At 68.2% G+C, this 23,329-nt stretch carries 18 protein-coding genes; 8 read left to right on the top strand and 10 right to left on the bottom strand.

Going from position 1 to position 23,329, the window contains the following annotated elements; translation table 11 throughout:
- Positions 1-21: 21 nt before the first annotated feature.
- Positions 22-876: a spermidine synthase gene (locus RIF23_RS09615; RefSeq protein WP_310912126.1), complete on the bottom strand. Its 855-nt coding sequence runs from the start codon at positions 874-876 to the stop codon at positions 22-24.
- A 247-nt stretch (positions 877-1,123) separates the two neighbouring features.
- Between RIF23_RS09615 and RIF23_RS09610 the strand changes: the two genes are divergently transcribed.
- From RIF23_RS09610 to RIF23_RS09585, 6 genes are all read left to right on the top strand, one after another.
- Positions 1,124-2,059: a DMT family transporter gene (locus tag RIF23_RS09610; protein WP_310912059.1), complete on the top strand. Its 936-nt coding sequence runs from the start codon at positions 1,124-1,126 to the stop codon at positions 2,057-2,059.
- Between the two features lie 266 nt (positions 2,060-2,325).
- Entirely contained in the window at positions 2,326-3,555 is a 1,230-nt protein-coding gene (locus tag RIF23_RS09605) for a cytochrome ubiquinol oxidase subunit I (RefSeq protein ID WP_310912058.1), read from the top strand.
- A 42-nt stretch (positions 3,556-3,597) separates the two neighbouring features.
- Complete coding sequence (locus RIF23_RS09600; protein WP_310912057.1) at positions 3,598-4,698, top strand: cytochrome d ubiquinol oxidase subunit II; 1,101 nt, start codon at positions 3,598-3,600, stop codon at positions 4,696-4,698.
- Entirely contained in the window at positions 4,695-6,548 is a 1,854-nt protein-coding gene (cydD, locus tag RIF23_RS09595; RefSeq protein WP_310912056.1) for a thiol reductant ABC exporter subunit CydD, read from the top strand. Before RIF23_RS09600 ends, cydD begins: the two co-directional genes overlap by 4 nt.
- Entirely contained in the window at positions 6,538-8,385 is a 1,848-nt protein-coding gene (gene cydC / locus RIF23_RS09590) for a thiol reductant ABC exporter subunit CydC (protein WP_310912055.1), read from the top strand. Before cydD ends, cydC begins: the two co-directional genes overlap by 11 nt.
- A 561-nt stretch (positions 8,386-8,946) precedes the next feature.
- Complete coding sequence (locus RIF23_RS09585; protein WP_310912125.1) at positions 8,947-9,315, top strand: hypothetical protein; 369 nt, start codon at positions 8,947-8,949, stop codon at positions 9,313-9,315.
- Positions 9,316-9,538: 223 nt separating this feature from the next.
- Here the strand turns inward: RIF23_RS09585 and RIF23_RS09580 are convergent, their stop codons facing one another.
- The 6 genes from RIF23_RS09580 to secA2 form a co-directional block, all read right to left on the bottom strand.
- The gene (locus RIF23_RS09580) at positions 9,539-9,838 is read right to left on the bottom strand and encodes a Dabb family protein (protein WP_310912054.1); all 300 of its coding nucleotides are present in this window, start codon (positions 9,836-9,838) and stop codon (positions 9,539-9,541) included.
- A gap of 113 nt (positions 9,839-9,951) precedes the next feature.
- A complete protein-coding gene (gene atzD / locus RIF23_RS09575; RefSeq protein ID WP_310912053.1) occupies positions 9,952-11,067 on the bottom strand; it encodes a cyanuric acid amidohydrolase in 1,116 nt (371 codons plus the stop codon).
- A 107-nt stretch (positions 11,068-11,174) separates the two neighbouring features.
- A complete protein-coding gene (locus tag RIF23_RS09570; protein ID WP_310912052.1) occupies positions 11,175-12,116 on the bottom strand; it encodes a carbamate kinase in 942 nt (313 codons plus the stop codon).
- 144 nt (positions 12,117-12,260) lie between these two features.
- Positions 12,261-14,255 (bottom strand): hydantoinase B/oxoprolinase family protein, encoded by a 1,995-nt coding sequence (locus RIF23_RS09565; RefSeq protein WP_310912051.1) that lies wholly within the window; start codon positions 14,253-14,255, stop codon positions 12,261-12,263.
- Entirely contained in the window at positions 14,252-16,375 is a 2,124-nt protein-coding gene (locus RIF23_RS09560; RefSeq protein WP_310912050.1) for a hydantoinase/oxoprolinase family protein, read from the bottom strand. Before RIF23_RS09560 ends, RIF23_RS09565 begins: the two co-directional genes overlap by 4 nt.
- Positions 16,376-16,527: 152 nt before the next feature.
- Positions 16,528-18,828: an accessory Sec system translocase SecA2 gene (gene secA2 / locus RIF23_RS09555; protein ID WP_310912049.1), complete on the bottom strand. Its 2,301-nt coding sequence runs from the start codon at positions 18,826-18,828 to the stop codon at positions 16,528-16,530.
- A gap of 69 nt (positions 18,829-18,897) precedes the next feature.
- On the opposite strand from secA2, the gene RIF23_RS09550 reads away from it, so the two are divergent.
- Both RIF23_RS09550 and RIF23_RS09545 read left to right on the top strand, forming a co-directional pair.
- Positions 18,898-19,653, top strand: coding sequence for a maleylpyruvate isomerase family mycothiol-dependent enzyme (locus RIF23_RS09550; protein WP_310912048.1), 756 nt, complete (start codon positions 18,898-18,900; stop codon positions 19,651-19,653).
- Positions 19,654-20,127: 474 nt separating this feature from the next.
- Positions 20,128-20,919 carry a methyltransferase domain-containing protein gene (locus tag RIF23_RS09545; protein ID WP_310912047.1) on the top strand — a complete coding sequence of 264 codons (792 nt, stop codon included), beginning with the start codon at positions 20,128-20,130 and terminating at the stop codon, positions 20,917-20,919.
- 235 nt (positions 20,920-21,154) lie between these two features.
- Here RIF23_RS09545 and RIF23_RS09540 read toward each other — a convergent pair whose 3' ends face one another.
- From RIF23_RS09540 to RIF23_RS09530, 3 genes are all read right to left on the bottom strand, one after another.
- The gene (locus RIF23_RS09540) at positions 21,155-21,343 is read right to left on the bottom strand and encodes a DUF397 domain-containing protein (protein WP_310912046.1); all 189 of its coding nucleotides are present in this window, start codon (positions 21,341-21,343) and stop codon (positions 21,155-21,157) included.
- A 10-nt stretch (positions 21,344-21,353) separates the two neighbouring features.
- Positions 21,354-22,196, bottom strand: coding sequence for a helix-turn-helix domain-containing protein (locus RIF23_RS09535; protein WP_310912045.1), 843 nt, complete (start codon positions 22,194-22,196; stop codon positions 21,354-21,356).
- Between the two features lie 231 nt (positions 22,197-22,427).
- Entirely contained in the window at positions 22,428-23,012 is a 585-nt protein-coding gene (locus RIF23_RS09530; protein WP_310912044.1) for an SAM-dependent methyltransferase, read from the bottom strand.
- Between the last annotated feature and the right edge of the window lie 317 nt (positions 23,013-23,329).

Below are 23,329 nucleotides of genomic sequence, written 5' to 3'. Positions count from 1 at the left end.
CCGCACGCCCGTACGGGGCCGTCAGCGCACGAAGGTGCTGTGCGGCGGAACCGGGGAATCCGTGGCGTTGCCGTCATGGACGACCCGTGCCGCGACGGCGAAACGGGCGAGTTCACCACCGTCGAGAAGGCGCGCGGGCTGCGGATCGCTGGCGAGCCGTCGCCCCAGTTCCCGGTCCGGCAACGGGCTCTGGCTCGCCACCAGCACCAGATTTCCGAACCGCCGCCCCCGCAGGACGCCCGGCTCGGCGATGAGGGAGAGCTCAGGAAACACGCTGGACAGGGTCGCAACCTGCCGGCGGGCGTAGGTGAGCCCATGCCCGTCACCGACATTGGACAGGTAGACGCCTCCCGGGCGCAGGACCCGAGCCACCTCGGCCACGAATTCCACCGATGTGAGGTGGGCCGGAGTACGGGCTCCCTGAAACAGATCCGCGATGACCACATCGGCCGTGTCCGCCCCTCGGCTGTGCAGCCAGGCGCGGGCATCCTCGATACCCACCCGGATCCCGGAGCGTCGTTCCCAGGGCAGCTCGCGTCGGACCAGCTCGACCAGCTCCGCGTCGTTGTCCACGGCGCGTTGGCGCGACCCCGGTCGCGTGGCGGCCAGGTAGCGGGCCAGCGTCAGTGCTCCTGCGCCGAGGTGAAAAACCGCCAGGCGCTGCCCGGGGGGCGCGGCCAGGTTCAGAACATGGCCCATCCGGCGCACGTACTCGAACTCCAGGTGGGTCGGATCGTCCAGGTCGACGTGAGACTGAGGCGTACCGTCGACGACGAGGTGCCAGGCCCGCGGACGGTCCGCGTCCTGCATGATGTCGAGCGTGCGTCGGGCTACCGTCGTGTCCCCGTCCCCGTTGTCCTCGGCACTGTGTGGCATGTCTGCCAGTATGGCCGAGCCGCGGGCCACCTTTTCCCGGGTACGGACCACCGCGTCGATTCTCATCCCACCTTCCGATGTATCTGCGAACGGGGTAGGGTCGTCCACGTAGATCGTCACCGGCGTCGGTACGCCACTTCCCCGCCGCGAACCTGATCGGGGCGGTACCCGCGCCCGAGGGTTCTCGCGGCATTTCGTCCTGGCACCAAGCCCACCCGTGTTCGCGTTCCAGCGCTGGAGAACGTTCGTGTCCTCGCCCGCCGCCTCCCCACGACCGCACCCCGCGGCGGCCGGTTCGCCCCACCGGAGTCGCGCCCGGGGGCTGCTCCTCGTTGTTACCGCCGGGATTCTCTGGGGAACCGGGGGTATCGCCGGTTCCCTGGTGCTGACCACAGGTGAGGTGCATCCGTTCGGCACTGCCGCCTACCGTCTCCTGGGGGGCGGGCTCCTGACCAGCCTGGTCCTACTGGTTCTGGGACGACTGCACACCGTTCCCCGGACTGGGCGGGTACTGCGCCGCCTGCTGCTGGCCGGGGTGTCTCTCGCGGTGTTCCAGGCCGGCTACTTCGCCGCGATCGAGGCAACCTCCGTCAGTCTCGCCACCCTGCTGACCATCGGTAGTGTTCCGGTGCTGGTCACCTTGGGCACCTGTCTCCAGGACCACCGCTGGCCAGGAGCCCGCCTGACGAGCGCGATCACACTGGCCCTCATCGGCCTGTCCCTACTGGTGGGCTCTCCCGGCGGTGATGTGCCGCCGGGACAGCTCGCCCTCGGTGTGGGGTGTGCTCTGCTGGCCGGACTGGCGTTCACGCTGCTCACGCTCACCAACCGCCACACGATCCCGGGATTGGACTCGTTGACGGTCACTGCCGTCGGATGCCTCCTCGGCGGTCTGGCGTTGCTGCCACTCGGGCTGGGTTTCGGCATGGGCCTCACCGCAACGCCGACGGCCGTGGCGGCCCTGGCCTACCTGGCGATACTGCCCACGGCGGCCGCCTACCTCGCCTACTTCTCGGGGCTGCGCACGGCACCGGCGACCGCGGCGGCCCTGGCCGTCATCCTGGAGCCACTGACCGCCATGGTCCTGGCCGTACTCCTGCTGGGTGAGGCGCTGTCGCCCGCCGGGATCGTCGGCGCGGTCATCCTCCTGTCGGCTCTCCTCCTCGACTACTGGCGCGGATGAGGGCCCAAGTAGGCGATACCGACACACGCGGCCGGTAGGGCTCAGCAGTCCGCCAGCTCCCCTACTCCTGCCGAGGTAGACGTCACCGCGTTATCGGCCGCGAGGGGTAGGCCAGCGGCCGCCACCAGGGCGATGTATCCCTTGCGTTCGTCCGTCCAGTCTGGACACGGCAGCGGGCTACTGCGTTGGGGCACATTGCCCCACCCCTGCCAGGTGAGTGCCTACACACGGACCAGATGCCGGTCCGTCGTTGCGAGGGGAGCCACGTGCTGGAAGACGCACTCCTGGTGTTGCGGTTGCAGTTCGCTGTGTCCGCAAGCGTCCACTTCATGTTCGTCGCCCTGACGCTGGGGCTGGCTCCGGTCATCCTGATCACCCAGCTCCGCGCAACACTGAGCCGCGATCCGGCGAGGATGCGCGCGGTGCGGTTCTGGGGAGGCCTCTACGTCGTCAACTATGGGATGGGAATCCTGTCCGGACTGGTCATGGAGCTCCAACTCGCGACGAACTGGGGCGGGCTGAACCACGTGTTCGGGAACGTCTTCAGTGCCCCCCTGGCCGTGGAGACCCTCGTGGCGTTCTTCGTCGAGTCCACATTCCTGGCCCTGTGGATCTTCGGCTGGGAGCGGATGAACCGTTGGGCTCATCTCGCGACCTTTCTGGTCGTCACGGCCACCGCCTACGCCTCGGCCTACTGGGTTCTGGTCGCTAACGGCTTCCTGAAGAACCCTGTGGGCTTCGAGATGCGCGACGGTGTCGCCGTCCTCACCGACGCGACCGCACTCCTCACGAACCCGGCAGCGACCAGCGCATTCGCCCATATCTCCTTCGGGGCGCTGCTGCTCGGTGGACTCTTTCTGGCCGCGGTGAGCTCCTACCACCTGCGCCGGTCGTACGATCCGGACCGGATATTCACTCGGGGACTGCGGGTCGGCATCGCCCTGGCCGCCCTGGCACTGCTCCCAACCTTCGTCTCCGGTGGGATGCAGTTCCCGATGATCGTCGAGAGCGTCCCACCCACCAGTGGGGACACGCTCAGTCCGGGCGAGATCGAACGTCTGGAGGAGGGCCACAGCTCCTATGCCCCCGTGCCGCTGTACCTCATGATGCTGTGCTGGCTGGCGTCGGCACTCCTCGTGATCGCGGGGCTGCTGATGTGGCTCGCCCGCCGTCTCGAGCATGCCCCGCGGCTCCAGGTAGCGCTCCTTGCCGGGCCGCTCCTTCCCCTGATGGCGAGTCTCTTCGGGTGGCTATCCCGGGAGCTGGGACGCCAGCCGTGGGTCGTGGTGCACCACCTTCCCACCGCCGAGGGGGCGACCAACCTCTCCCCCGGGATGGCGCTCCTGTCGTTCACGCTGTTCACCGGGGCCTTCGCTGCGCTGGTCAGTATCACCTACTGGCTACTCCTGCGCTACGCCCGCCTCGGCCCCGACCACGGGCCCCTCGCGGCACCGGTCGAGGGCTCCACGGCGCCGCCACCCCGCCCCAGCTACTGATCCGCACGCACTGTTGTCGTCAACGGACCCGACCGAGACGAGATGGCCGCCATGGAACACCTCGCCGTACTCCTTCTGACCGTTCTGGCCCTGGGCTACTTCATCCTGGCCGGTTGTGACATCGGGGTGGGGATGCTGCTACCGCACACCTGCTCCCACCCCGAGGAACGTCGCCGCTGCGTCCGGGCCATGGCGCCCCTGTTCCTGGGGACCGAGGTGTGGCTCGTGGCCACGATCGGTGTCGTCGCCGGAGTCTTCCCCGAGCTCAAGTCCGATCTTCTCTCCTGGTCGTGGCCCGTCCTGCTGGCGCTGCTCGGCGGCTGGGTGCTGCGGGATTCTGGCCTGTGGCTGTGGGCTCGCCTTCCGAACGCGAGCTGGCGCCGGTTCTGGGAGCATGCGATCACCGCAGGTAGCTGGATACTCGCGGGAGCGTGGGGGCTGTTCCTGGGTGGGGTCCTCAGTCACGGTACGGCGGTCTCCCTCCTGGCGGTGGGCTACGCCGTGGTACTCATCGTCCTGTTCGCGCTCCGCGGCGCCGCCTACGGCACCGAGCGGTTGATCATACCGGCCGGAGACCCGCCGGAGTCGCGTGACGTCGCTGGCGACCCCACCCCTGGGTCGCCTGCTGTGGATGCCGCGCCACCGACGGACACGGGCGCTATCGCGGCGGACATATCCGGCCAGTCGACCCGGTGGCTTGCACGAGCCGCACTTGTGGCTGCGCTGGCGACCACGACCGGCGCCATCGGAGGCGCGGCCGTCGGGACAGGCCATCTTGCAGCCCCGGACCGGCCGATCCTTACCCTCGGTCTGGTCGCTGTTCTGGTTGTGCTGCTCCTTCCGGCGACCACTCGCATGGGCCCCTGGTGGTCCCACCATGTTTCCGGGATCACCCTCGGGCTCGGGGCCGCGATTCCCTTCGCCGCGGTACACCTGCCGGGGCTCTCTCCGGAACCGGCCACCCTCAGCCTCGTGTGGATCAACGTGGCCCCGGCCGTCCCGCTTATGATCCTCGGGCAGGTGTGGCTCTACAGGTTGCTGCACCGTGACACCCAGCGTGGTCGCACGACGCCCGCGGCCGGCGTTCCCTCCTCCGGGAGGAACGGTCATGCCTCGTCGGTGTCGACGGGATTCTTCGGTTGAGTACGGGACCCACCGCTGGCCCGGCCCGGGGCGGTCACCAATCCCCGGTCGCACTGCTGCGTCGCCTGCCGCTCTCCCGCTGGCACCTTCCGCTTCTGGCTGTCATCGCCGTGGGTACGGCCGCGGCGACGATCGCCCAGGCAGAGCTCCTCGCTACCGCGATCGCTGGCCCAGACGCGTCCGTGCTGGGCTGGCTGGGCGTGATCGTGGTACTGCGAGCCACGCTGAGCGGCGCGAACATCCTCGTCTCGGGGTGCGGATCGGCGCGGGTACGGCGTCGGCTGCGCAGGCATCTACTCCAGGGTGTCACCCCCATGGAGGCACCGACGGTCGGGATGGGCGCGGACTGTGAGTCCGGGGCGGAAGGTGACGCTGAGGTCACCGACGACGGGAGTCGGGTGACCCTGATGACCCGGGGCGTGGACATGATCGACCCCTACCTCACGGGCTATCTGCCCCAGCTGGTCGCGGCGGCTGTCCTCCCCCTGGCCGTGGTGGTCTGGCTGGCCCGTATCGACCCTGCATCGGCACTGACCGTCGCGTTGACACTGCCTCTGATCCCGATCCTGGGCGCCCTCGTGGGCTGGCACACGACCACCGCCACCCACCGGCAGTGGCGTGCTTTGGACCGTCTCGGAGGCCATTTCCTGGACGCCTTGGCCGGATTGGCGACACTGCGCTCCTTCGGCCGGGACCGGAATCAGGTCCATGAGGTTCGCCGCAGTGCACAGGAGTTTCGCACCACGAGCATGTCTGTGTTGCGCATCGCGTTCCTCTCGGCGATGGTACTGGAGCTGGTGGCGGCCCTGGCGGTGGCGCTGGTCGCGGTCCCCTTGGGGATGCGCCTGTTGGACGGTACGGTCTCGCTCCAGGTGGGTCTGGTGGTTCTCCTGCTCACCCCCGAGGCATTTCTCCCGCTACGTGCCCTGGGAAGTGCCTTCCACACCGCCGCGGACGCGCGTGGCGCCACGGACCGCATCCTGCCCGCGGGGGCGACTCGGCCAGTCGAGGCGCCCTGGCCTCGGGGAGCCGCCTACACGAATCCCCGGGTTCCGGATGCCTCCCACGCCACGATCCAACTGGACCGGGTGACGGTCTGCTATCCGCAGCGGCACGCACCGGCCTTGGATCGAGTCAGTGTGCAGCTCCCCGCGGACCACACCATTGCGCTCGCGGGGGCGAGTGGGGCGGGCAAGAGCACTCTGCTGCGTCTGCTCGCAGGGCGGGTCACCCCCACCTCCGGCCGGGTCCTCGTGGACGGGGTGGACCTGGCGTCGCTGGATCCTCATGCGTGGCGCGCGCAGCTGGCCCTGGTCCCGCAGCATCCGCATCTGTTCACGGACACGCTGGCGGCCAACGTGGCACTGCGGCCACAATCCGTGCCCACTGACCTGGGCGTGGACCGCAATCGGGTGGTCTGGGCGCTGGAGGCGGCCCAGGCCGGAGAGCTGGTCGACACCCCCGGTCTGGAGGCCAGGCTCGGCAGCCACACGCGAGCACTGTCCGCCGGACAACTACAGCGGGTCGCCATCGCACGCGCGTACTACCGCGAGGCCCGCATGGCCCTTCTCGACGAGCCCACCGCCCGGCTCGACACCGCCACCGCGACCGCCGTGCACCGTACGGTTCGGGCCCTGGCACAGCATCGACGAACAATCATCGCCGCACACAGCCCAGTCCTGCTCTCGGCCGTGGACCGCGTGCTGTGGCTCTCCGCGGGAACAGTGTCCGCGTCCGCCTGCCAGCCGCCGCCCCAGTCCAGTCACCACACCGCCGGGGAGAGGGGAACCCGTGCCGACATCTCCACCACAGCGCGCATTTCCGACGGTGTCCCCGACCATGGGGAGTGAGGACCCCCCCACGCTCAGGGTCGTGGTAGCTCGTCTCATCCCCGTGCTGAGCCCGCACTGGCTCGGTCTGGTGCGTGCCGGCGTCACCGGAGTGGGAACCCAACTGGCAGGGGTCTCCCTGTTGGCGGTCGCTGCCTGGCTCATTGCCCGCGCCGCCCAACAGCCGGCCATCGACGCGCTGATGCTCGCCGTGGTGGCGGTACGCGGTCTGGCATTGGCCCGCGGTGGGCTGCGCTATGTGGAGCGGATTACCGGCCACGATGCCGCCCTGCGGGTCCTCGCCGAGCTGAGGGGGGTCGTCTACGGACGGATGGTGGATCGGGGGCGGGATGCGGAAGCCGTGCCGTCGCACGTCTCCTCCGGGCCGGGAGACGGAGATCTCTCGGAGCGCCACACGCGCCTGGTCCAGGATGTGGACGCGGTTCACGAAACGCTGCTGCGCGTCCTACTGCCCGCGACGATCACGCTGGTGGTGGGGCTGGTTACGGTGCCAATCGTCGGAGGGGTCGCCCCGGCTGCCGGGGCGGTCCTGGCGGTGGGCCTCCTCCTGTCGGCCGGCGTGCTGCCCATCGCCGCCGGATGGTGGGACTTTCGGATCGGACGGTCCGCGTGGCGGCGCCGCACCGAACTCGCCGCGTGCGGTTTGGATCTTCTACGTGGGGCCGAGGATCTGACCACCGGCGACGCCGACCGGGACCATGAGACGGTCGCGAACCAACGCATCGATCAGCTCGCGCGGATCGATCGCCGGGCCGCCTGGCACGCCGCCGCCCTGGGGACACTGAGCCAGCTGTGTAGTGGACTCACCGTGGTTGGTGTGCTCGTGGCCGGCACACGCTCCACCGACCTTGGTCCGGGCGGTGGCACCGTCACTCTTGCCGTCCTGGCCCTGACGTCCCTGGCCTGCATGGAGACCGCCGCTCCCCTCCCGGAAGCGGGCCGGGTCTGGGCCCGTTCCCTGCCCGCTCTCCGTCGCCTGGCCACCGCTCTGTGCCCGGTGTCCGCCCCACCAGCACCGGCGCCGAGCGGGCCATTCGCCGAACTCCTGGTCCGCCGGGTAACCGTCCGCGCAGACGGGGACGGGACCGACGCCCAGTCCCCGCCGGTACTCGACCAGGTGGATCTGCGGTTGACCCCCGGACGCAGTGTCGTGGTGGTCGGTGCCAGCGGCTCGGGTAAGAGCACCCTGCTGCGCACCGTGTGTGGGGAGGTCATCCCCACACACGGAGATGTCCTGCTGCGGACATCGGCCGGGGTGTACCCGGGTGGAGCCGCGATAGCCGGGTACGCCCGAGGCCTGACGGACGATGCGCATATTTTCACGACGACGATCCGCGCCAATCTGCTGCTGGCGCGCCCCGACGCGGACTGGCCCCAGCTCCGGGACGCGGCACGACGGGCGCGGCTCCTGGATTGGATCGAGAGCCTGCCACAGGGGTGGGAGACCGAGGTCGGGGAACTGGGCCGGGGCCTGTCCGGGGGGCAACGGCGCCGGCTCCTCCTCGCCCGTGCGCTCCTGTCCGAGCCAGAAATCCTGGTGCTGGACGAGCCGACCCGAGGGCTACCACCGAAGCTCGCAACGCAGCTCCTCAGCGAGCTGGTGCATCCGGCCCACCGGGGCGCCGACCGCACTGTCCTGCTGGCGACCCATGCGGTGGCGGGCGTGGATGCCGCCGACGAGGTGCTGGTTCTCGACCGGGGACAGGTCCGCCAGCGGGGCACTCCCAGGCAGCTGTCCCGCGTCCCGGGGCCGTTTGCCGAGCTTCGTTCCCGGGGGCGCGGCCCCGGCTCGATCCCGCCGGCATCGCAGCGGACGGCAACTCCGGGTAACCAGTAGTCCTGCTCGGTGACGCATCAGTACAAACCCGAGCAGCGCCGATTTACCGGAAGTGGCCACGGGGGTTGTCTCACCGACACGAACGAGTTTCACTCATTGTGACGGGTCAGCGAGCGGCACGGACCCCGGACAGCCTCCGGAACGCGTGCCACTGCGCATGCCTGCCAGGATGGCCGCACGGTCAGGGAGGAACGATGCTGGGCTCAGAATGGGTTATCCCGCTCCTGGGCGGGTGCGGCTGCGGTCCCGACTGCGGTTGTGGGTGCCAGAGCGGTGGCTCCTGCACCTGTGGAGGAGGTTGCGGATAGCGAACACCGGTCGCCACTGACGACACGCCCCCAGACAACGGACCATCAGCGCGCGACGGCGACTACCCCTTCTCCGTCCGCCCCGAAAGCACGGGTTGTCCCCAGCCCCCCGGGACAACCCGTGCCCTTGTCTGCAACCGGGGCAATAATGCTTCGACACACGGCGCGCCCCATCGCTTCCGACGGCCATCGGGCGCGACAATACGTGGCCATCGAAACACGAGACGCGTTCAACGAAGCGGAGGGGGCGGCGATGTCGTTCGCGGGAGCCGCGTCCGCACCCAACCGGTCGGACGAGTACGAACGCCTGTGCCTGTATGTCGAGGGGATGACCGATCGGGCGGCCCGGGCCGTGCCGTGGGATCCGGAGACGGTGGGGATTCCCACCGAAGAGGCCCGCGAGGACAGCCTCCTACGTGTCAACGACCTCGCCTTCTACGCCAATGCCCGAAACGAGGTCAGCGTTCTCGCCGAACTCTGCCGCGGTCTGCTGAGTCTGCACCGGCCACGCGACGGTGGTGGGATCAGCAGTGATCCGTCCGGGCTGGTTCGTCGCTGCGGTTGCTGCATGCTGCGTTGGCCATGCCCCACCATTCGGGAGATGTCCCGCCTCCTGAGGTGACAGCAGCCCAGCCTGTGGGGCGCGGGAGGCGTCACCCGCCGAAGACGGGGCGCGATCCATCTCCGGCGGGTGGCGCGTTCACAGCATGGCCGTCCGGCGCCAAAGCGCCCCTACCGGGCCAGCATGACCCCGACAGTACAGTTGAAACGTGTTCTACCGCAAGTAGATCCTGCCAACCAGGAAAACACAGGAAATCCAGAACACGATCTATGCATAGGCTCCGTCAGCGCGTGATCGGAAACTGAACCGCTGCCCGCTCCGCCAGTAACGCAGAGATCACGCCGAGGACCTTCTGATGTTCGGGATGGTCACGGTAAGCGCGGAAGCCGTCCACATCGTCGACGTCGGCGACCACGGCGAAGTCGAAATTTCCGGTGGAGACGCCCACGTCCGCACCGAAGGCATAGGCCCGAAGCTCGGGAATCTGCCCCGGCAGCTCACCGAGCCGTCGCTCCACCTCAGCCACCTGCTCAGGGGTGGTGTCCGGCAGCCAGCGAAACAGTGCCACATGTCGAATACCCATGTTCCGAACCTAACCGGGCCGGTGTGATCACCGAACCACACCGGCCCGGCACCGCTGAGCCCGCCAACGGCGCCCACCGTGAGCCCCAGGGCCAACGCCGGTTCCGGAGCGGGTCAGTCCAGTGGCCCATGGTCGACCACAGCGGCCACCGTTCCCCCACCGGACGGTCCCTGGTGGACGGCAGCGACAGATACGAACACCGCCGGGTCCCCCGTGACCGCGGCACTCACCCCGCCGACGGTCGCCTTGATCTGCCGGTGCCAGTGGACGTCGGAATCGTCCAGCATGATGTTGCGGCGCCCCCGCACCCTCCCCGTGGGGTCGGCCTCGCACTTGAGGAAGACGTTCACCAGACGGTCGCCGAGATCCTCGGGCCGGGGCCGCTCCCCCAGTTTCAGTCCCGCCGACGCGATCGCGCTCCAGATCCCCTCGGCGTCGAGCGCGTCCCGCATCACACCATGCCCCGCCTGGAAGCGGCCCCCGATCCCCCGGACATTGCCGACGACCACGATCTGGGCCCGGTCCAGCTCCACCCCAGAGGAACACGACGCCACGGAGGAGTACAGCGACAGGTCACTGTGGATCTGCTCCGCACTCGGCTCGTCGATCTCCCCCAGGGCCGTGGCAATCCCCAACGCCGTGGTGGAATTGGAGATGTCCATGGACGTGAGGGTGTCGGTCGTGACGACGTCGTGGCCCCGCTGGTGCGCGTCGGTGATCGTCTCCAGGGTCAGTAGCGGTGTCTTGGTCTGCACGTAGTGCACATCGGCGGGGTCGGTGATTCCGGCCGTGGCCATGGCCTGTCGCACTCCGGCCGCAACGGTACGAACCATGGCGGGACGTCCGATGTCCTCGGGGCGGATCGCCTCGCTCATGGCGATCCCCACCGCCAGGCGTGGCTCTGGGCTGGGCGCATACCGGCCGGAGGGGGCTCGGGCGAACACCGTCGCGTGGGGGGAGAGCACCCCGTCGGTCCCCCCGGACCAGACCAACGGGACCTGCGCGGCCTCGGCCTCCGTGCGACTCCCCCGAGCGGTCAGTACCTCACGGAACGCACGATCGGCGAGGATCCGAGTGTAGTCGTTCACCCCGCCGTTTCCTTCGGTCTTGCCGATCACGGCCAGGACGTCATCGGCAGCGAACACCCCATCGTCGATGAGCCGTTCGAGCCCGGAGGCGTCCGTCACGCTCTCGATGGCTACCTTGTGTACCTCTACTGGCCCGGGCATGGGGCTCCCTTCGGTCTGGGACGACTGGGGGTGGTTGGGGCGCGGTGTCGGTTGGTGCGGAACGGCTGGAGCCAGCAATCGGCTGGCCGTGCGTGGATGTGGTTGACTCAGGAGACGATCGTGCCCGCCGTGCCCGCGAGTCCGGCGGCCAGCTGATCCAGCGAGGTGATCACTGCCCGCTGTCCCCCGTGGGAAACGAAGCGGTCGGCGGCCTGCACCTTGGGTCCCATACTTCCGGCGTCGAAGTGCCCGGCGCGGGCGTACTCCCGCAGCTGCTCCGGGGTGGTGTGACCGATCTGCTGCTCCTGCGGGGAGCCCCGGTGGATCACCGCACCGGGAACATCCGTAGCAATGACCAGAGTGTCCGCGTTGACGACGCGGGCCAACAGAGCCGCCGTGCGATCCTTGTCCAGCACGGCTTCGACCCCCACACCGCTGCCGTCCGCTCCAAAGGCAACGGGGATCCCACCCCCACCCGCCGCAACGGGAACGATCCCGGCGGCGAGCAGCGCCCTGACCGCACCGGCGTCCAGAATGTCCTGTGGCTCGGGCGAGGGTACGACCCGGCGCCAGCCGCGTCCTGCAACCTCGACCCAGTGCTGGCCCCGGGCGCTGTGGCGCGCCGCCTCCCCGGCCTCGACATAGCGTCCGATCGGTTTGTCCGGGTTCTGGAAAGCCGCATCCTCGGCGTCCACCCGAACCCGCGTCACCAATGCCGCAACGGACCGGCGTACCCCGCGACGCGCCAGAGCGTCCTCCAGAGCACCGGAGAGGGTGTAGCCGATGGTCGCCTGTGTCTGCGCGCCACACCAGTCCAGGGGCACGGGCGGAACCACGTCGGCTGCGATCTCGTTCTTCACCAGCAGGTTGCCGACCTGGGGTCCGTTTCCGTGTGTGAGGACAACCTCGGTGCCACCGGAAATCACCTCAGCAATCGGTTCGACGGCGGCGGCGATCGCCTTACGCTGGTCCTCGGGTCTGGCCTGGCCGTCCGGCGCCGTCATGGCGTTCCCGCCGAGTGCGACCACAACGCGGTGTGACTCGGTCATCGGATCACCCCCTTGGGTCTACGTCCGGAGATCCTAGAGACACACGTGCTGTCACCTCCCCAGCGAGACTGACCGAAGAACCCTTGCGGATATGGCAGGACTCGCCAAGAACCGACAGTTCTCACCGTGCGCCACGGCTGTGTGTCATCGCATGTCCACCTCCGCTGCCTGGAGCCCCCCGGCCAGGCTCGGGAAGCCAGGCCCCCGGTCGAAGAAGGGACGATCCTGCGCGTCCGCTGTACGTGCCCGCAACCACTCGCGGCGGTTCTGGGTGGCTTGCCCGTCAACACGAAGCTGTCTTCCCGCAGCCGCGGTGTCGAAACCGGACTCCCCGTGTTCCGATGGCCGAACAGCCCCCGAGTCGGCAACGAGCACGACACCATAGTCCTCGTATGCCGCGGTCACGGACACCTTTCCCTGGCGCACGTCCCGTTCGACGCGCCACTCCTCCCGATCCAGGGGGTCGCCCCACCCGCCTCCCCCAGTGGTGCGGATGCGGATCACCTCGCCGGCGCGCACCGGCTCGTCGTCCACCAGCCCCGGCATCTCCCGCTCGTTGGGGCCTCCCGGGTCGATCGTCACCCGGAAGGGATGGCCGGCTCGCCCCCCGTTGACTCCCCAACAGCTCAGGATCGTACGGTCCGCAACCGACATGAAGGTGGCGTCGCGCAGAGCGCGTATGTGTTTCTCATACCCCAAGCCGCCGCGGTACCGGCCAGGTCCTCCGGAGTCCACGGCCAGGCCGAGCCGTTCCACCCGCAGCGGAAACCGGGACTCGGTGAACTCGGTCGGCAGGTTGCGTGAGTCGGGCACCACGTGGATGGTGTCCTCCCCGTCCGCGTAGTAACGCCCTCCCGAACCCCCACCGAGAACCTCACGCATCAGGTAGTGCCGCCCTTCGGCGTCCACCCCGTGTAGACCGGTGTAGCGGATGGTCTCCTGGTCGGCCGGCATGCGACCCGCCACCGCCTTGGCGAGCACACCCGCGAACACTCCGAGCAGCCGAAGAATAACGAAGGTGCGGGCGTTGGTCGGCGCCGGAAACTCCGGGGTGAGCAGGGTTCCCTTCTCCGGGAAGGTCATGTCGATGAGGGGGACCACACCCTCGTTGACATCCAGTTCGGCCATCCGCTCCGGAGTATCGGCAAGGTTCCGCAGGATCGGGGCCAGCCACTTCTTGAGGAAATTGCCGTCGGCATAGTCGGCACAGTGGTTGATCGGCCCGCGGGCCTGCGGCGAAGTGCCGCTGAAGTCCAGATGTAGCTTCTGCGGCGTCTTGGTCAGCGTGATCCGCTGGATGTGTAGGCGCGGCGGGTCCACCCCGTCGTGTTCGGCGTAATCCTCCCAGACGTAGGTGCCGTCCGGAATCCGCGCCAGGATCTCGGTGCGGTAGGTCTGCGTGGTGCGGCGCAACAACGCCTCGAAACAGTCCTCGACCTGGTGTCGGCCATAGCGTTGAAACAGCTCGGCGAGGCGCCGAGCCCCCATGATGCAGGCGGAGCACTCGGCGTCCAGGTCCGCGGCCAAGGAGTCGGGCATGCGGGAGTTCCGAGTCATGATGCGTAGCGCCGCCTCGTTGACCACGCCCTGGTCCCACAGCTTGATGGGGGGAACCATCAGACCCTCCTCGTAGACGGAGGTGGCCCCCGAGGGCATGGATCCGGGGCACGCACCACCGATGTCATCGTGGTGCCCGAATGCCTGGACGAAGGCGACCACGTCCCCGGGGTCCGGGCCCGAGTTCGTGGTTGCGGTGGCTGTTCCCGTGCTGGGCGGCGCGAACACGGGGACGGTGACACACAGGTCGGGCAGGTGCCCGATCCCTCCTTCGGACAGGTAGACGTCATTGTGGAAGTAGACGTCGCCGGGCCGCATCGTCTCCAGCGGAAAGTCCCGCACGATCGGATGAACCAGCGCAGAGTAGGAACGCCCGGTGAGCTTGCGCAGCTGTCTGTCGTGAATGCCGGCACGGAAGTCATGGGCATCCCGGATCATCGGGGACCGGGCGGTTCGGGCTATCGCGGTCTCCACCTCCTGCTCCACCGAGGACAGAGACCCTGCAACGATCTCCAACAACACGGGATCGACCCGCGGCTCCTCGGCGTTGGCGGTACCGGTCGTGGACGACGGGTCCCTCACTTCTCCTCCTCGACGATGACGGAGCCGTAACGGTCGACGTGCGCGGTGAAGCCCGGATGCAGGGGCAGGGTGGCGCCGAACTCCTCGACGATGGCGGGACCACGAATCCGGTCCTGCGGCGCCAGGTCACCGCGCCAGTACACGGGCGTTTCGCGGAAGCCCGCGGCAGCGTCGAAGCAGGCCGGGCGCGTACCACGCCGGGCGCGGCTGACGTCTCCCTCCCGCTGCGTCAGCTGTGGCGGTTCCGGATGAGTGATGGGACCGATTCCAGCGACCCGGAGGTTCACCCATTCCACCTGCTGGTCCGGATCCGAGGCCAGGTCGTATCCGTACCGACGGCGGTGGGCCGCATGAAAGTCCTGCGCAACGCACTCGATCGCTCGGGTGTCGAGAGGGCCGTCCGGGACCGGCACCCGCACCTCGTAGGCCTGCCCCCGGTAGCGCAGGTCGGCTCCACGCTCACAGCGATGCTCGTGCTCGGCGAAACCCTCGACCGTGAGGGCGTGGGTGGCCTGCTCGGTGAGCTCGTTCACCACACCGGTGAGCCACTCGGGGGTGACCTCGGAGTGCGGCCGGATCGCGGTACGGACGTGGTCACTGCGCACATCGACGCTGAGCAGCCCGTAGGCGGAGACGTTGCCGGGGTCCGGCGGAACGACCGCACCGGCGAGGCCGAGGATATCGATCAGTCGGCACAGCAGCAGCGCGCCCGATCCCCCGAACGCAGCCAGATGGAAGTCCCGTACGTCCAGCCCGCGCTGCACGGTGATCCGCCGGAGGGCGTTGGCCTGGTTCCAGGCGGAGATCTCCAGGATCCCCTGGGCCGCGGAGAGCGGATCCAGCCCGGTGTCCGCAGCCAGTTTGGCTACCCCGGACCGTGCCGCTTCCAGATCCAGTGGCATCTCCCCTCCCAGAAGATGCGGGGGAATCCTGCCCAGAAGGGCGTGGGCGTCGGTCACCGTGACCTCGGTGCCACCGGTGGCATAACACAGGGGCCCGGGGATCGCCCCAGCCGAACGCGGCCCCACCTTGAGTGTGGACTCGGGTGAGATCCAGGCAACGGACCCCCCACCCGCACCGACGGTGCCGATGTCGATCATCGGAACCTTGACCGGGTACCGTCCGATCGTTCCTTCCGTGGTCAGTCCCGGCTCCCCGTCGAGCACCACGCACACGTCGGTGGAGGTGCCACCCCCGTCGAGGGTGAGGACCCGGTCCAGCCCGGCGCGGCGTGCAATGCGCGCCGCGCCGAGGGCCCCCGCCGCCGGACCGGACAGCACCGTGGTGCTGGGTTGGACCTCGGTGGCCGAGCGCACCCCGCCATTGGACTGCATCACGGCGAAGGGAACCGTCGCCGGGTCGGGGGCGAGCTGTTCCGCACCGGGCCGCAGGCGGGGCTCGGCACGCAGTCGTTCGATGATATCGCGCAGATAGGAGGTCACCCGTGGTTTCACGGCAGCGTCCACAAGCGTGGTCATGGCACGTTCGTACTCGCGGTACTCCCGCAGCACCTGTGAACTCAGGGAGACCGTGACCTCCGGACATTCCTCGCGCAGCAGTTCTGCGACGCGTCGCTCATGACTGTCGTCGGCATAGGAATGCAGGAGGCACACACCCACCGCGGTCATGTCCTGGGAACGCAGCCAACGGCCCGCGGCACGGACGGCGTCCTCGTCCAGTGGTCGAACCTCGGCTCCGCTGGGATCGAGGCGTCCCTCGACGGCGATCACGTTCTCCACCGGAACGATCCGCTCGGGTTTGACCCAGAAGTAGGAGTTTCCGTACCCGTCGGGAACGGCCTGTCGGGCGATCTCCAGCAGGAACTCGTAACCGGCCGTGGTGATCAGGGCGATCCGATCGACTGCGTCCTCGAGCAGCAGGTTGGTGGCGACGGTGGTTCCGTGGGTGATTCCGCGCACCGGCGAGGATGGCCCCGAATCGGGGAACTCCGCGTCTCCCCACAGATCCAGGATCTTGGCTACGGCCGTCAGGAACCCCGTCGCGGGATCCCGAGGCGTGGACGGTGTCTTGGTGGTGACGATCCGACCGGTGTCCTCGTCCAACGCGACGACATCGGTGAACGTGCCGCCAGTATCGATTCCGATCCGGATTCCCGCCATCGGCGTGGCCCTCTCCTGCCGGGATGGGTGACTGACTCGGATTCAACCGCTCCACCCGCCGCCAGCAACTCGGCACATGTTGCCAACGGTTCCGGCACATATTGGGCCACGCCTGGCTTGGACAGGGGAACCGGGCCGCCGGGCCCGCAAGCTCAGCCGCTGCTGCGACTCAGCCGGCGGGCCTTGCCCACGATGTTGTCTATATCGGATCCGAAGGGCCGGTCGTGCACCATGTAGGTCCAGGTCGAGGACGGCCGCTTCACCCCGGCAGCAGCCACGTCAATCGTGCCGTCGGTGACGCTGACCTCGGCGAAGGTCTGCGCGGCGCGTTCCCGAGCCTGGTCCAAGAAGCCCTTGAACACGGGAACCGCGTCCGCGTTGAACTCGTCCAGCGGGTCACGCCGTCCGAGCATCCGCAGGTGGATCCCTTCCCGGAGCTGGTTGAGAAACGCCAGGTGATCGGTCCATCCCCGGTCCAGGTGGTAGAGCGTGATCAGGCGCGCCGCCCGCGCCACCTCGTCCTCGCCCACCTCGTCCACCAGGTCGGCGTGACGTTCGGGGCAGTCCGAACGCACCTGCTCGTCCCCAAGGTCCTGGTGGAGCACCTTGGCGCGGTGTTCCAGGACGACCTCCCGCTGCACGTCGATGAGCTTGCTGTACCGCCAGGTGTTGCGATGCAGCTCCATGAGCTGCCCCTCCGCGATCCGTTGGGCACGGTCGACCGCACTGGCCCAGGCCGGATCCGTGATCTCACCATCCGAGGCCGCGTCGAACTGCCGGGCTTCCGGCATGGTGCTGGCGATGAGATGGTCTTCAATACTGACCAGAAACCGGGAACTGCCCGGGTCACCCTGGCGACCCGCCCGGCCCCGCAGCTGGTCGTCCAGCCGACTGCTGGGATAGCGCCCGTACCCCAGAACGTAGAGACCCCCGGCCGCCACAACTCGTTCCCGGTCGGCCATGTCGCTGCCGCCGAGACGAATGTCGGTGCCGCGCCCGGCCATCTGCGTGGACACGGTGATCGCCCCGTAGGTTCCGGCCTCGGCGATGACCGCCGCCTCGTCGGCATCGTTCTTGGCGTTCAGAACCGCACAGTCCAGATTCTCCTTGTCCAGGCGGGCAGCGATACGCTCCGACTCCGCAACGTCCTGAGTTCCGATCAGGATGGGGCGACCCTGTTCGTGAATGTCGAGAACCTGCTCGACCAGGGCGTCCTCCTTCTCCTCGGGGGTCGCATACAGGCGCGTCGCGTGGTCGTTCCGCACGCACGGCAGGTTGGGCGGAATCACCGCGACCTCAAGTTCGTAGAACTCACGCAGCGGCTCGGCCACAGCCATAGCGGTTCCGGTCATCCCACACAGTGTGGGATAGCGCAGAACCAGTGCCTGGACCGTGATGGAGTCGAGAATCTCCCCGGTCTCGCTGGCCTGGAGCTGCTCTTTGGCCTCCACCGCGGCCTGGAGGCCGTCCGGCCAGCGCTGTAGCATCGCGACCCGCCCACGGGACTCGTCGATGAGCTTCACCTCACCGTCAGAGATGACGTAGTGCACGTCTCGCTTCAGCAGGGCATGTGCGTGCAGGGCGAGATTCAGCTGGGCCAGACTGTCGGCGTACTCTTCGGAGTAGAGGTCCACCCCACCGAGCTCGGCCTCCACCCGCTCGATCCCCGTGGTGGTGAGCTGGACGTTGCGCCCCTCACTGTCGACCTCGTAGTCGACCTGTGGCCGCAACCTCCGGACCAACTGTGCCATGTCAGCGTCGGCTTCCACCGCCTCCGCGGCTCCGGCGAGGACGAGGGGGACCCGTGCTTCGTCGACGAGAACCGAATCCGCCTCGTCAATCAACGCGATATCGGGATCCGGGACCACCAGATCGCCGGGGTCGGTGGCGAGCCGGTCCCGCAACACGTCGAAGCCGAGCTCGCTGACCGACACGTAGGTCACGTCCGCGGCGTAGGCCTCCCGCCGCTGGATGGTGGTGGAGTCTTCCGCGATCCAGCTCGGCGCGACCCCGAGCATGTCGTAGAGGGGGCGCATCCACTCGGCGTCCCGACGCGCCAGGTAGTCGTTCACGCTCAACAGGTGCACCCGCCGGTCCCGCAGGGCGAACCCGGCCGCAGCCATCGCACCGACAAGGGTCTTGCCCTCCCCGGTGGCCATCTCCACGACCCGTCCGTCCAGCAGCGCCATCATGCCCAGCAGCTGCACGTCGAATGGCCGCTCGTCGAGCGTGCGCCGCGCCGCCTCTCGCACCACGGCGCACAGCTCGATCAGCTCGGCACGCTCGTAGGGGAACTCGGCCCCGGCCAGGTTCAGCGCAGCCTCGGTCAGCTCGGCGTCACCGAGCTCGCGCAGCGCCGCCTCCCGCTCCCCGATCGGCGCCAGCAGCTTCCGGTAGGGCTTCAGGCTCACGGCTCCCGGACGGCCCAGGGTCCGGCGTACGGTCTGTGTCACTCGTCCAAACACCACAGCAGAGTAACGTGGCACACCCCCGTTGTCGTTCCCTTCGCCCGAGGAATCCCCATGCAGAACCAGGTGCTACCGAGTACCCGCCACTCCCTGCACACCCTGGACCCTGCTCCGGTCGTGGCACAGATCGAGTACGGATTCGCGCGGCTGGACGGTCTGCTCGCAGAACAGATGGGATCGGCCCAAGCCGCAGGCGACCTGGTAACAGCGCCGTCCCACCTGCCCGGCTGGAGTCGTGGACACGTCCTGACCCACCTGGAACAGGTCGCACACGCAATCGCGGGGCAGGCTCACGCAGCCCTGCGAAGCGAACTGGTGGACATGTATCCCGGTGGACCGTCCAGCCGCGACATGGCGATCGAGGCGGGGGCCAGCCGTTCATGTGCCCAACTGCGCAGCGCCCTGGAACAGGCTGCCGCGCGACTGAGCGCCATGTGGCAGCAGGTGAAACCGCGCGACTGGCAGCGGCCCGTGCGGTTCCGCTCCGCCACACTTATCGACACGGTGCTGTGCATGTGGCGGGAAATCGAGATCCACAGCGTGGATGTCGACCTGGGCTACCGCGCCGACACCTGGTCCGCGGAATTCTGTACGCACCTGGTGGAGTTTCTCCGCCCGCGCTGCCCCGAGGGGCAGCAGCTGGTTCTCATTGCGTCGGACGCCGACCAGCAATGGACCCTCGGCACAGGGCCGGCTGTCACGGTCACGGGACCGCGCAACGACCTGGCCGCCTGGCTCGCCGGACGCGTCCCGGCTCGGCCGCTCGCCACGTCCGACGGGGCCGTACCCGAACTGGGCCCCTGGCCCTGAGTCCGGGGCGGCTCAGCCGAACCGGCCCTGGGCACCGTCCACGGTTGCGGAACGCCGCAGCCGGGTGGTGTGTTGACCAAGGTCAGTTGCGGACTCGACCCGCCGACAGACCTCGTCCCGAAGGAAGTGGCACGGCTGCGCGGACCATGGCCATCAGCATATGCGCAGGTGAGAGGATCGGATGCGCGTGGCCTGGCGGGGTCTTGCGGGGGTGACGTGGGATGTCGACCAGAAAGAATCGAGAAAGTCCCCAGGGCGGATCCTGACCCCACCCGGTGTGGCGGTGGGTTCTGCCCGTGGCTGTTTCTGGCCAGTGGGTAACGTCGTGGTCACGGTGGGGTACACACGGGCCAGTGACCCCCTATCCCCCGGAGTAGCCATGGTCAGACACAGCAGCGGCGACAACGTGCTGGCCGCCGTGGACCGCGCCTCCTACATACCCGCCACGATCTATGTGTCAAGCCCGAGCACCGGATGGTTGGTGCCGCTGCGCCGGGAGAGGACGACCCGGATGCCTGGCGGACTCATGTGGATTCCAATGAGGCCGTGGTCACCGCAGTGGTCTACGACTCGCGCCTGCCAGAGCACCTACGTGACCCCACTACTGGACGCGGCGTCGTGCCGACGTCGTCCAGTACGGCGCCCTGGCTCATGGCGTGCATGCTGGACGCTCTCCAGCTGGAACCGGGTATGCGGGTGCTGGAGATCGGCACCGGTACCGGGTACAACGCCGCGCTGCTGGACGTTCTCGTCGGCGCGCAGGGGCACGTAACCAGCGTCGAGGTGGACCCCCAGGTCGCCGAGCAGGCGCGGGAAGCACTGGCCCGCGACGGGCGCCGCGTCGATGTCATCACGGGCGACGGGGCCGAGGGGTACGCGGCTGGTTCCCCCTATGACCGCGTGATTGCTACTGCCGCCGTGCACACCGTGCCGTATTCGTGGGTGGTCCAGACCTGCCCCGGCGGGCTCCTCGTGGTGCCATGGGCGCCGACGTTCCACCCGGACAGCCCGCTCGCGGTGCTCACCGTCGGTGAGGATGGCACCGCCGAGGGCCGGTTCGGTGGCCCGGCCCACTTCATGCCACTGCACAGTCAACGCATCGACCCCAGCGCCGTGAACCAGATCCACGACCAGTGGGGCGACGGCGGGCCCGGCTGTGAACGGTTCGGCGTGACCATCACCCCTGAGCACCAACGCGTGTGGATGGACGACCCGGACCATCAGATATCGATGGAGGACCCGTGGGCAAGCACGAGAAGCCAGTGAACTGTCCGGGCTGCGTCGGGCACAAGACCATTACGGAATGGCGCGACGGGCAGGCCGTGAAGGTCCCCTGCCCGCTGTGCAACGGCACCGGCAAACAGCCCTGACCCCGCGGCGAGCTCCCGGCTGTGGCGTCTAGCTGTCAGCCGTGCGGCGGGGTACAGTGAAGTCGGAACGAGTGCATGAGACCCCCGACGGCCAGTCATGTTCAGCCGTCGGGGGTCTTGTGTGTCTGGGTCTAGAGTTCGCCGTGTTTCACTGCTTCGACGAACGAGCGCCACTCAGCAGTAGAGAAAAGTAGGTGTCCGTGTTCGCGGTACTTGGTATCGCGCACCGCCGTTACTCCGGGGGTGTCTGCGACCTCGACACAGTTCTGCTGCTGGGTGTAGCTAGACGTGCGCCATGGCGCATCGTGGAACGAGTGCATGTCGGTCTCTCTATCGGCTGATCATCTTCTTGAGGTACGGGATCGTCCGCTCCTCGTCGAGCGCTGAAGAGCGGATGTGGTCCCAGAGCTTGCGGTACATGGCGATCTCTTCGGCGCGTTCCAGGTAAAGCCCGTCCGTGAAGGTCTCCAGGTACACCACTGGATCGGCGGGTGCTGCGAAGTCCATGATGACGAACGGTCCTGTGGCGCCTGCATGGAGGCCGGCATCTGTCGGTAGGACCTGGATCGTGACGTATCTGGATGAGTCGGCGAGTGTGATCAGGTGCTTGACCTGTTCACGCATCACCTCTGGGTCGCCGGCCAGGCGCTGGAGTGCGTGTTCCTCAATGACCGCCCACAGCTCAGGTGGGTGGTCGCGTGCAAGGATCTGCTGGCGTTGCATGCGTGCGTCGACGGCCCGTTGGATGTCGTCCGGGTCCCGCCATAGGCGAGCCCGCTGGATCGTCCGGGCATATCCGGGAGTCTGTAGCAGGCCCGGAACTCCGAACGCCTCGTAGTTGGCGATCGCGGTGGCCTCGGCTTCCAGCTCGACATAGGAGCCGGTCAGGATGTCGTCATACCGCGTCCACCATCCGCGTTGTTGGGCCTGTCGGACCAGGGCGAGCACCGCATCGTACTCGGGGGACGTCTCGTCAACGCCGTACTCCCGCATGAGCGCCTTGATCTCGACCACGGACGGCTTCTTGCGCTCTCCAGTTTCGATGTGTCCGAGCTTTGCTCGTGACCACTCCAGGCGCCTCGCGGTCTCGTCGAGGCTGAGCCCGGCATCCTTACGCATGCGGCGGAGGATTGCGGAGAGCTGACGTCGTCTGATCGTCGGACTCGCCGCCATCTGCTTCTTCCCCCTCTTGCGCTGCTTCTTTGTCGTGTTCTGTGTCGTGCTGATGGTAACCCCCAAGGCGAGAAACCGGACATTTAGCGGTCTACGGATGCACATCTATTCCATAGCGCTTGAATCCTAGACTTCTAGGGTTCAGTATGGGGTCAACTCGTTCCGCTGTCGCCCCGTTCCAGGCGACATCGACACCCCGGGGAGGGGTTCTTATGCGATTGGTGACCGCGATCACCGCACCGGGTCTGTCGTGGCTCGGTCGTCTCGTGTCCGTACCATCTGTGCCGCGACCGCCTCGGCGGGTGAGTTCGCGGAACCATCCCGCCCCGGAGCCGCCTGGGTGGGTGCGCTCGTGGACTCTGCCCTCGGGGCGGTGGTCCGGCCAGGGCGCCGCCACGGAGGAGGTGCTGGCGGCGGGGTCGGCCCGGGTGCGGCCGTACTATTGGCGCGGCTCGCATTGTCCACATACACCACCCGTGCCTGCGGTTGGAACTGCTGGGCGACCTGGTGCACGTTGTTGTCCGTGGGCAGGCCCGACCCCAGGTCCAAGAACTGATCGATGCCCACGTCCCGAGCCAGATAGCGCACCGCCCGGTACAGGTATTGGCGGTTCTGCCGCGCCACGTCCACACACTCGGGGAAGGCCTCCAGCGCGTGCTGAACCAGGACCCGGTCCACCTCGAAATTGTCCTTACTGCCCAGGCTCATACAGTAGGCGCGGGCGGGCGTGGGCCGATCCGTGGGAATATCCGGCGGAAAGTCTTCCCCGGTCTCCGGATCACGGGGAGTACGCATGAACGCATCGGCGTCAGGCATGGAGGCTGCCTCCTCGCGGGGCCACAGGGGACGAAATGGCGCAATCGGCGCAACTGTCCGGAAGCCTAGTCCCGAACGCGCCCCGCCCCAAGCGGTGCAGGTCTGCGCTCCATCGGGCCTCATCCCCGCCACTTCCGGCGTTCCCGCAATCTGCCCCGCGCCACGACAGCGATCCCTGATCGGCCGGTGGGTACCCGTGCACCAGCCCCGCGCCTGACAACCAGCGACGAGCACCCCCGACCACAGTGTTCCTTTATAGGAAACACTGCGCGTGTCACGCAACATAGCAGGGCGTAGGGACATGCGGACGGGGCCAG

This window comes from Lipingzhangella rawalii, assembly GCF_031628175.1.
Classification (GTDB): domain Bacteria; phylum Actinomycetota; class Actinomycetes; order Streptosporangiales; family Streptosporangiaceae; genus Lipingzhangella_A; species Lipingzhangella_A rawalii.
This window is presented reverse-complemented; position numbering and strand designations above follow the sequence as displayed.

Excerpts from the sequence above, each read along its gene's own strand:
- RIF23_RS09615 (WP_310912126.1), bottom strand. The coding sequence starts at position 876 with ATGCCACACAGTGCCGAGGACAACGGGGACGGGGACACGACGGTAGCC.
- RIF23_RS09600 (WP_310912057.1), top strand. The coding sequence starts at position 3,598 with ATGGCCGCCATGGAACACCTCGCCGTACTCCTTCTGACCGTTCTGGCC.
- cydC (WP_310912055.1), top strand. The coding sequence starts at position 6,538 with ATGGGGAGTGAGGACCCCCCCACGCTCAGGGTCGTGGTAGCTCGTCTC.
- RIF23_RS09585 (WP_310912125.1), top strand. The coding sequence starts at position 8,947 with ATGTCGTTCGCGGGAGCCGCGTCCGCACCCAACCGGTCGGACGAGTAC.
- RIF23_RS09580 (WP_310912054.1), bottom strand. The coding sequence starts at position 9,838 with ATGGGTATTCGACATGTGGCACTGTTTCGCTGGCTGCCGGACACCACC.
- atzD (WP_310912053.1), bottom strand. The coding sequence starts at position 11,067 with ATGCCCGGGCCAGTAGAGGTACACAAGGTAGCCATCGAGAGCGTGACG.
- RIF23_RS09570 (WP_310912052.1), bottom strand. The coding sequence starts at position 12,116 with ATGACCGAGTCACACCGCGTTGTGGTCGCACTCGGCGGGAACGCCATG.
- RIF23_RS09560 (WP_310912050.1), bottom strand. The coding sequence starts at position 16,375 with ATGGCGGGAATCCGGATCGGAATCGATACTGGCGGCACGTTCACCGAT.
- RIF23_RS09550 (WP_310912048.1), top strand. The coding sequence starts at position 18,898 with ATGCAGAACCAGGTGCTACCGAGTACCCGCCACTCCCTGCACACCCTG.
- RIF23_RS09545 (WP_310912047.1), top strand. The coding sequence starts at position 20,128 with ATGGTTGGTGCCGCTGCGCCGGGAGAGGACGACCCGGATGCCTGGCGG.
- RIF23_RS09540 (WP_310912046.1), bottom strand. The coding sequence starts at position 21,343 with ATGCACTCGTTCCACGATGCGCCATGGCGCACGTCTAGCTACACCCAG.
- RIF23_RS09535 (WP_310912045.1), bottom strand. The coding sequence starts at position 22,196 with ATGGCGGCGAGTCCGACGATCAGACGACGTCAGCTCTCCGCAATCCTC.
- RIF23_RS09530 (WP_310912044.1), bottom strand. The coding sequence starts at position 23,012 with ATGCCTGACGCCGATGCGTTCATGCGTACTCCCCGTGATCCGGAGACC.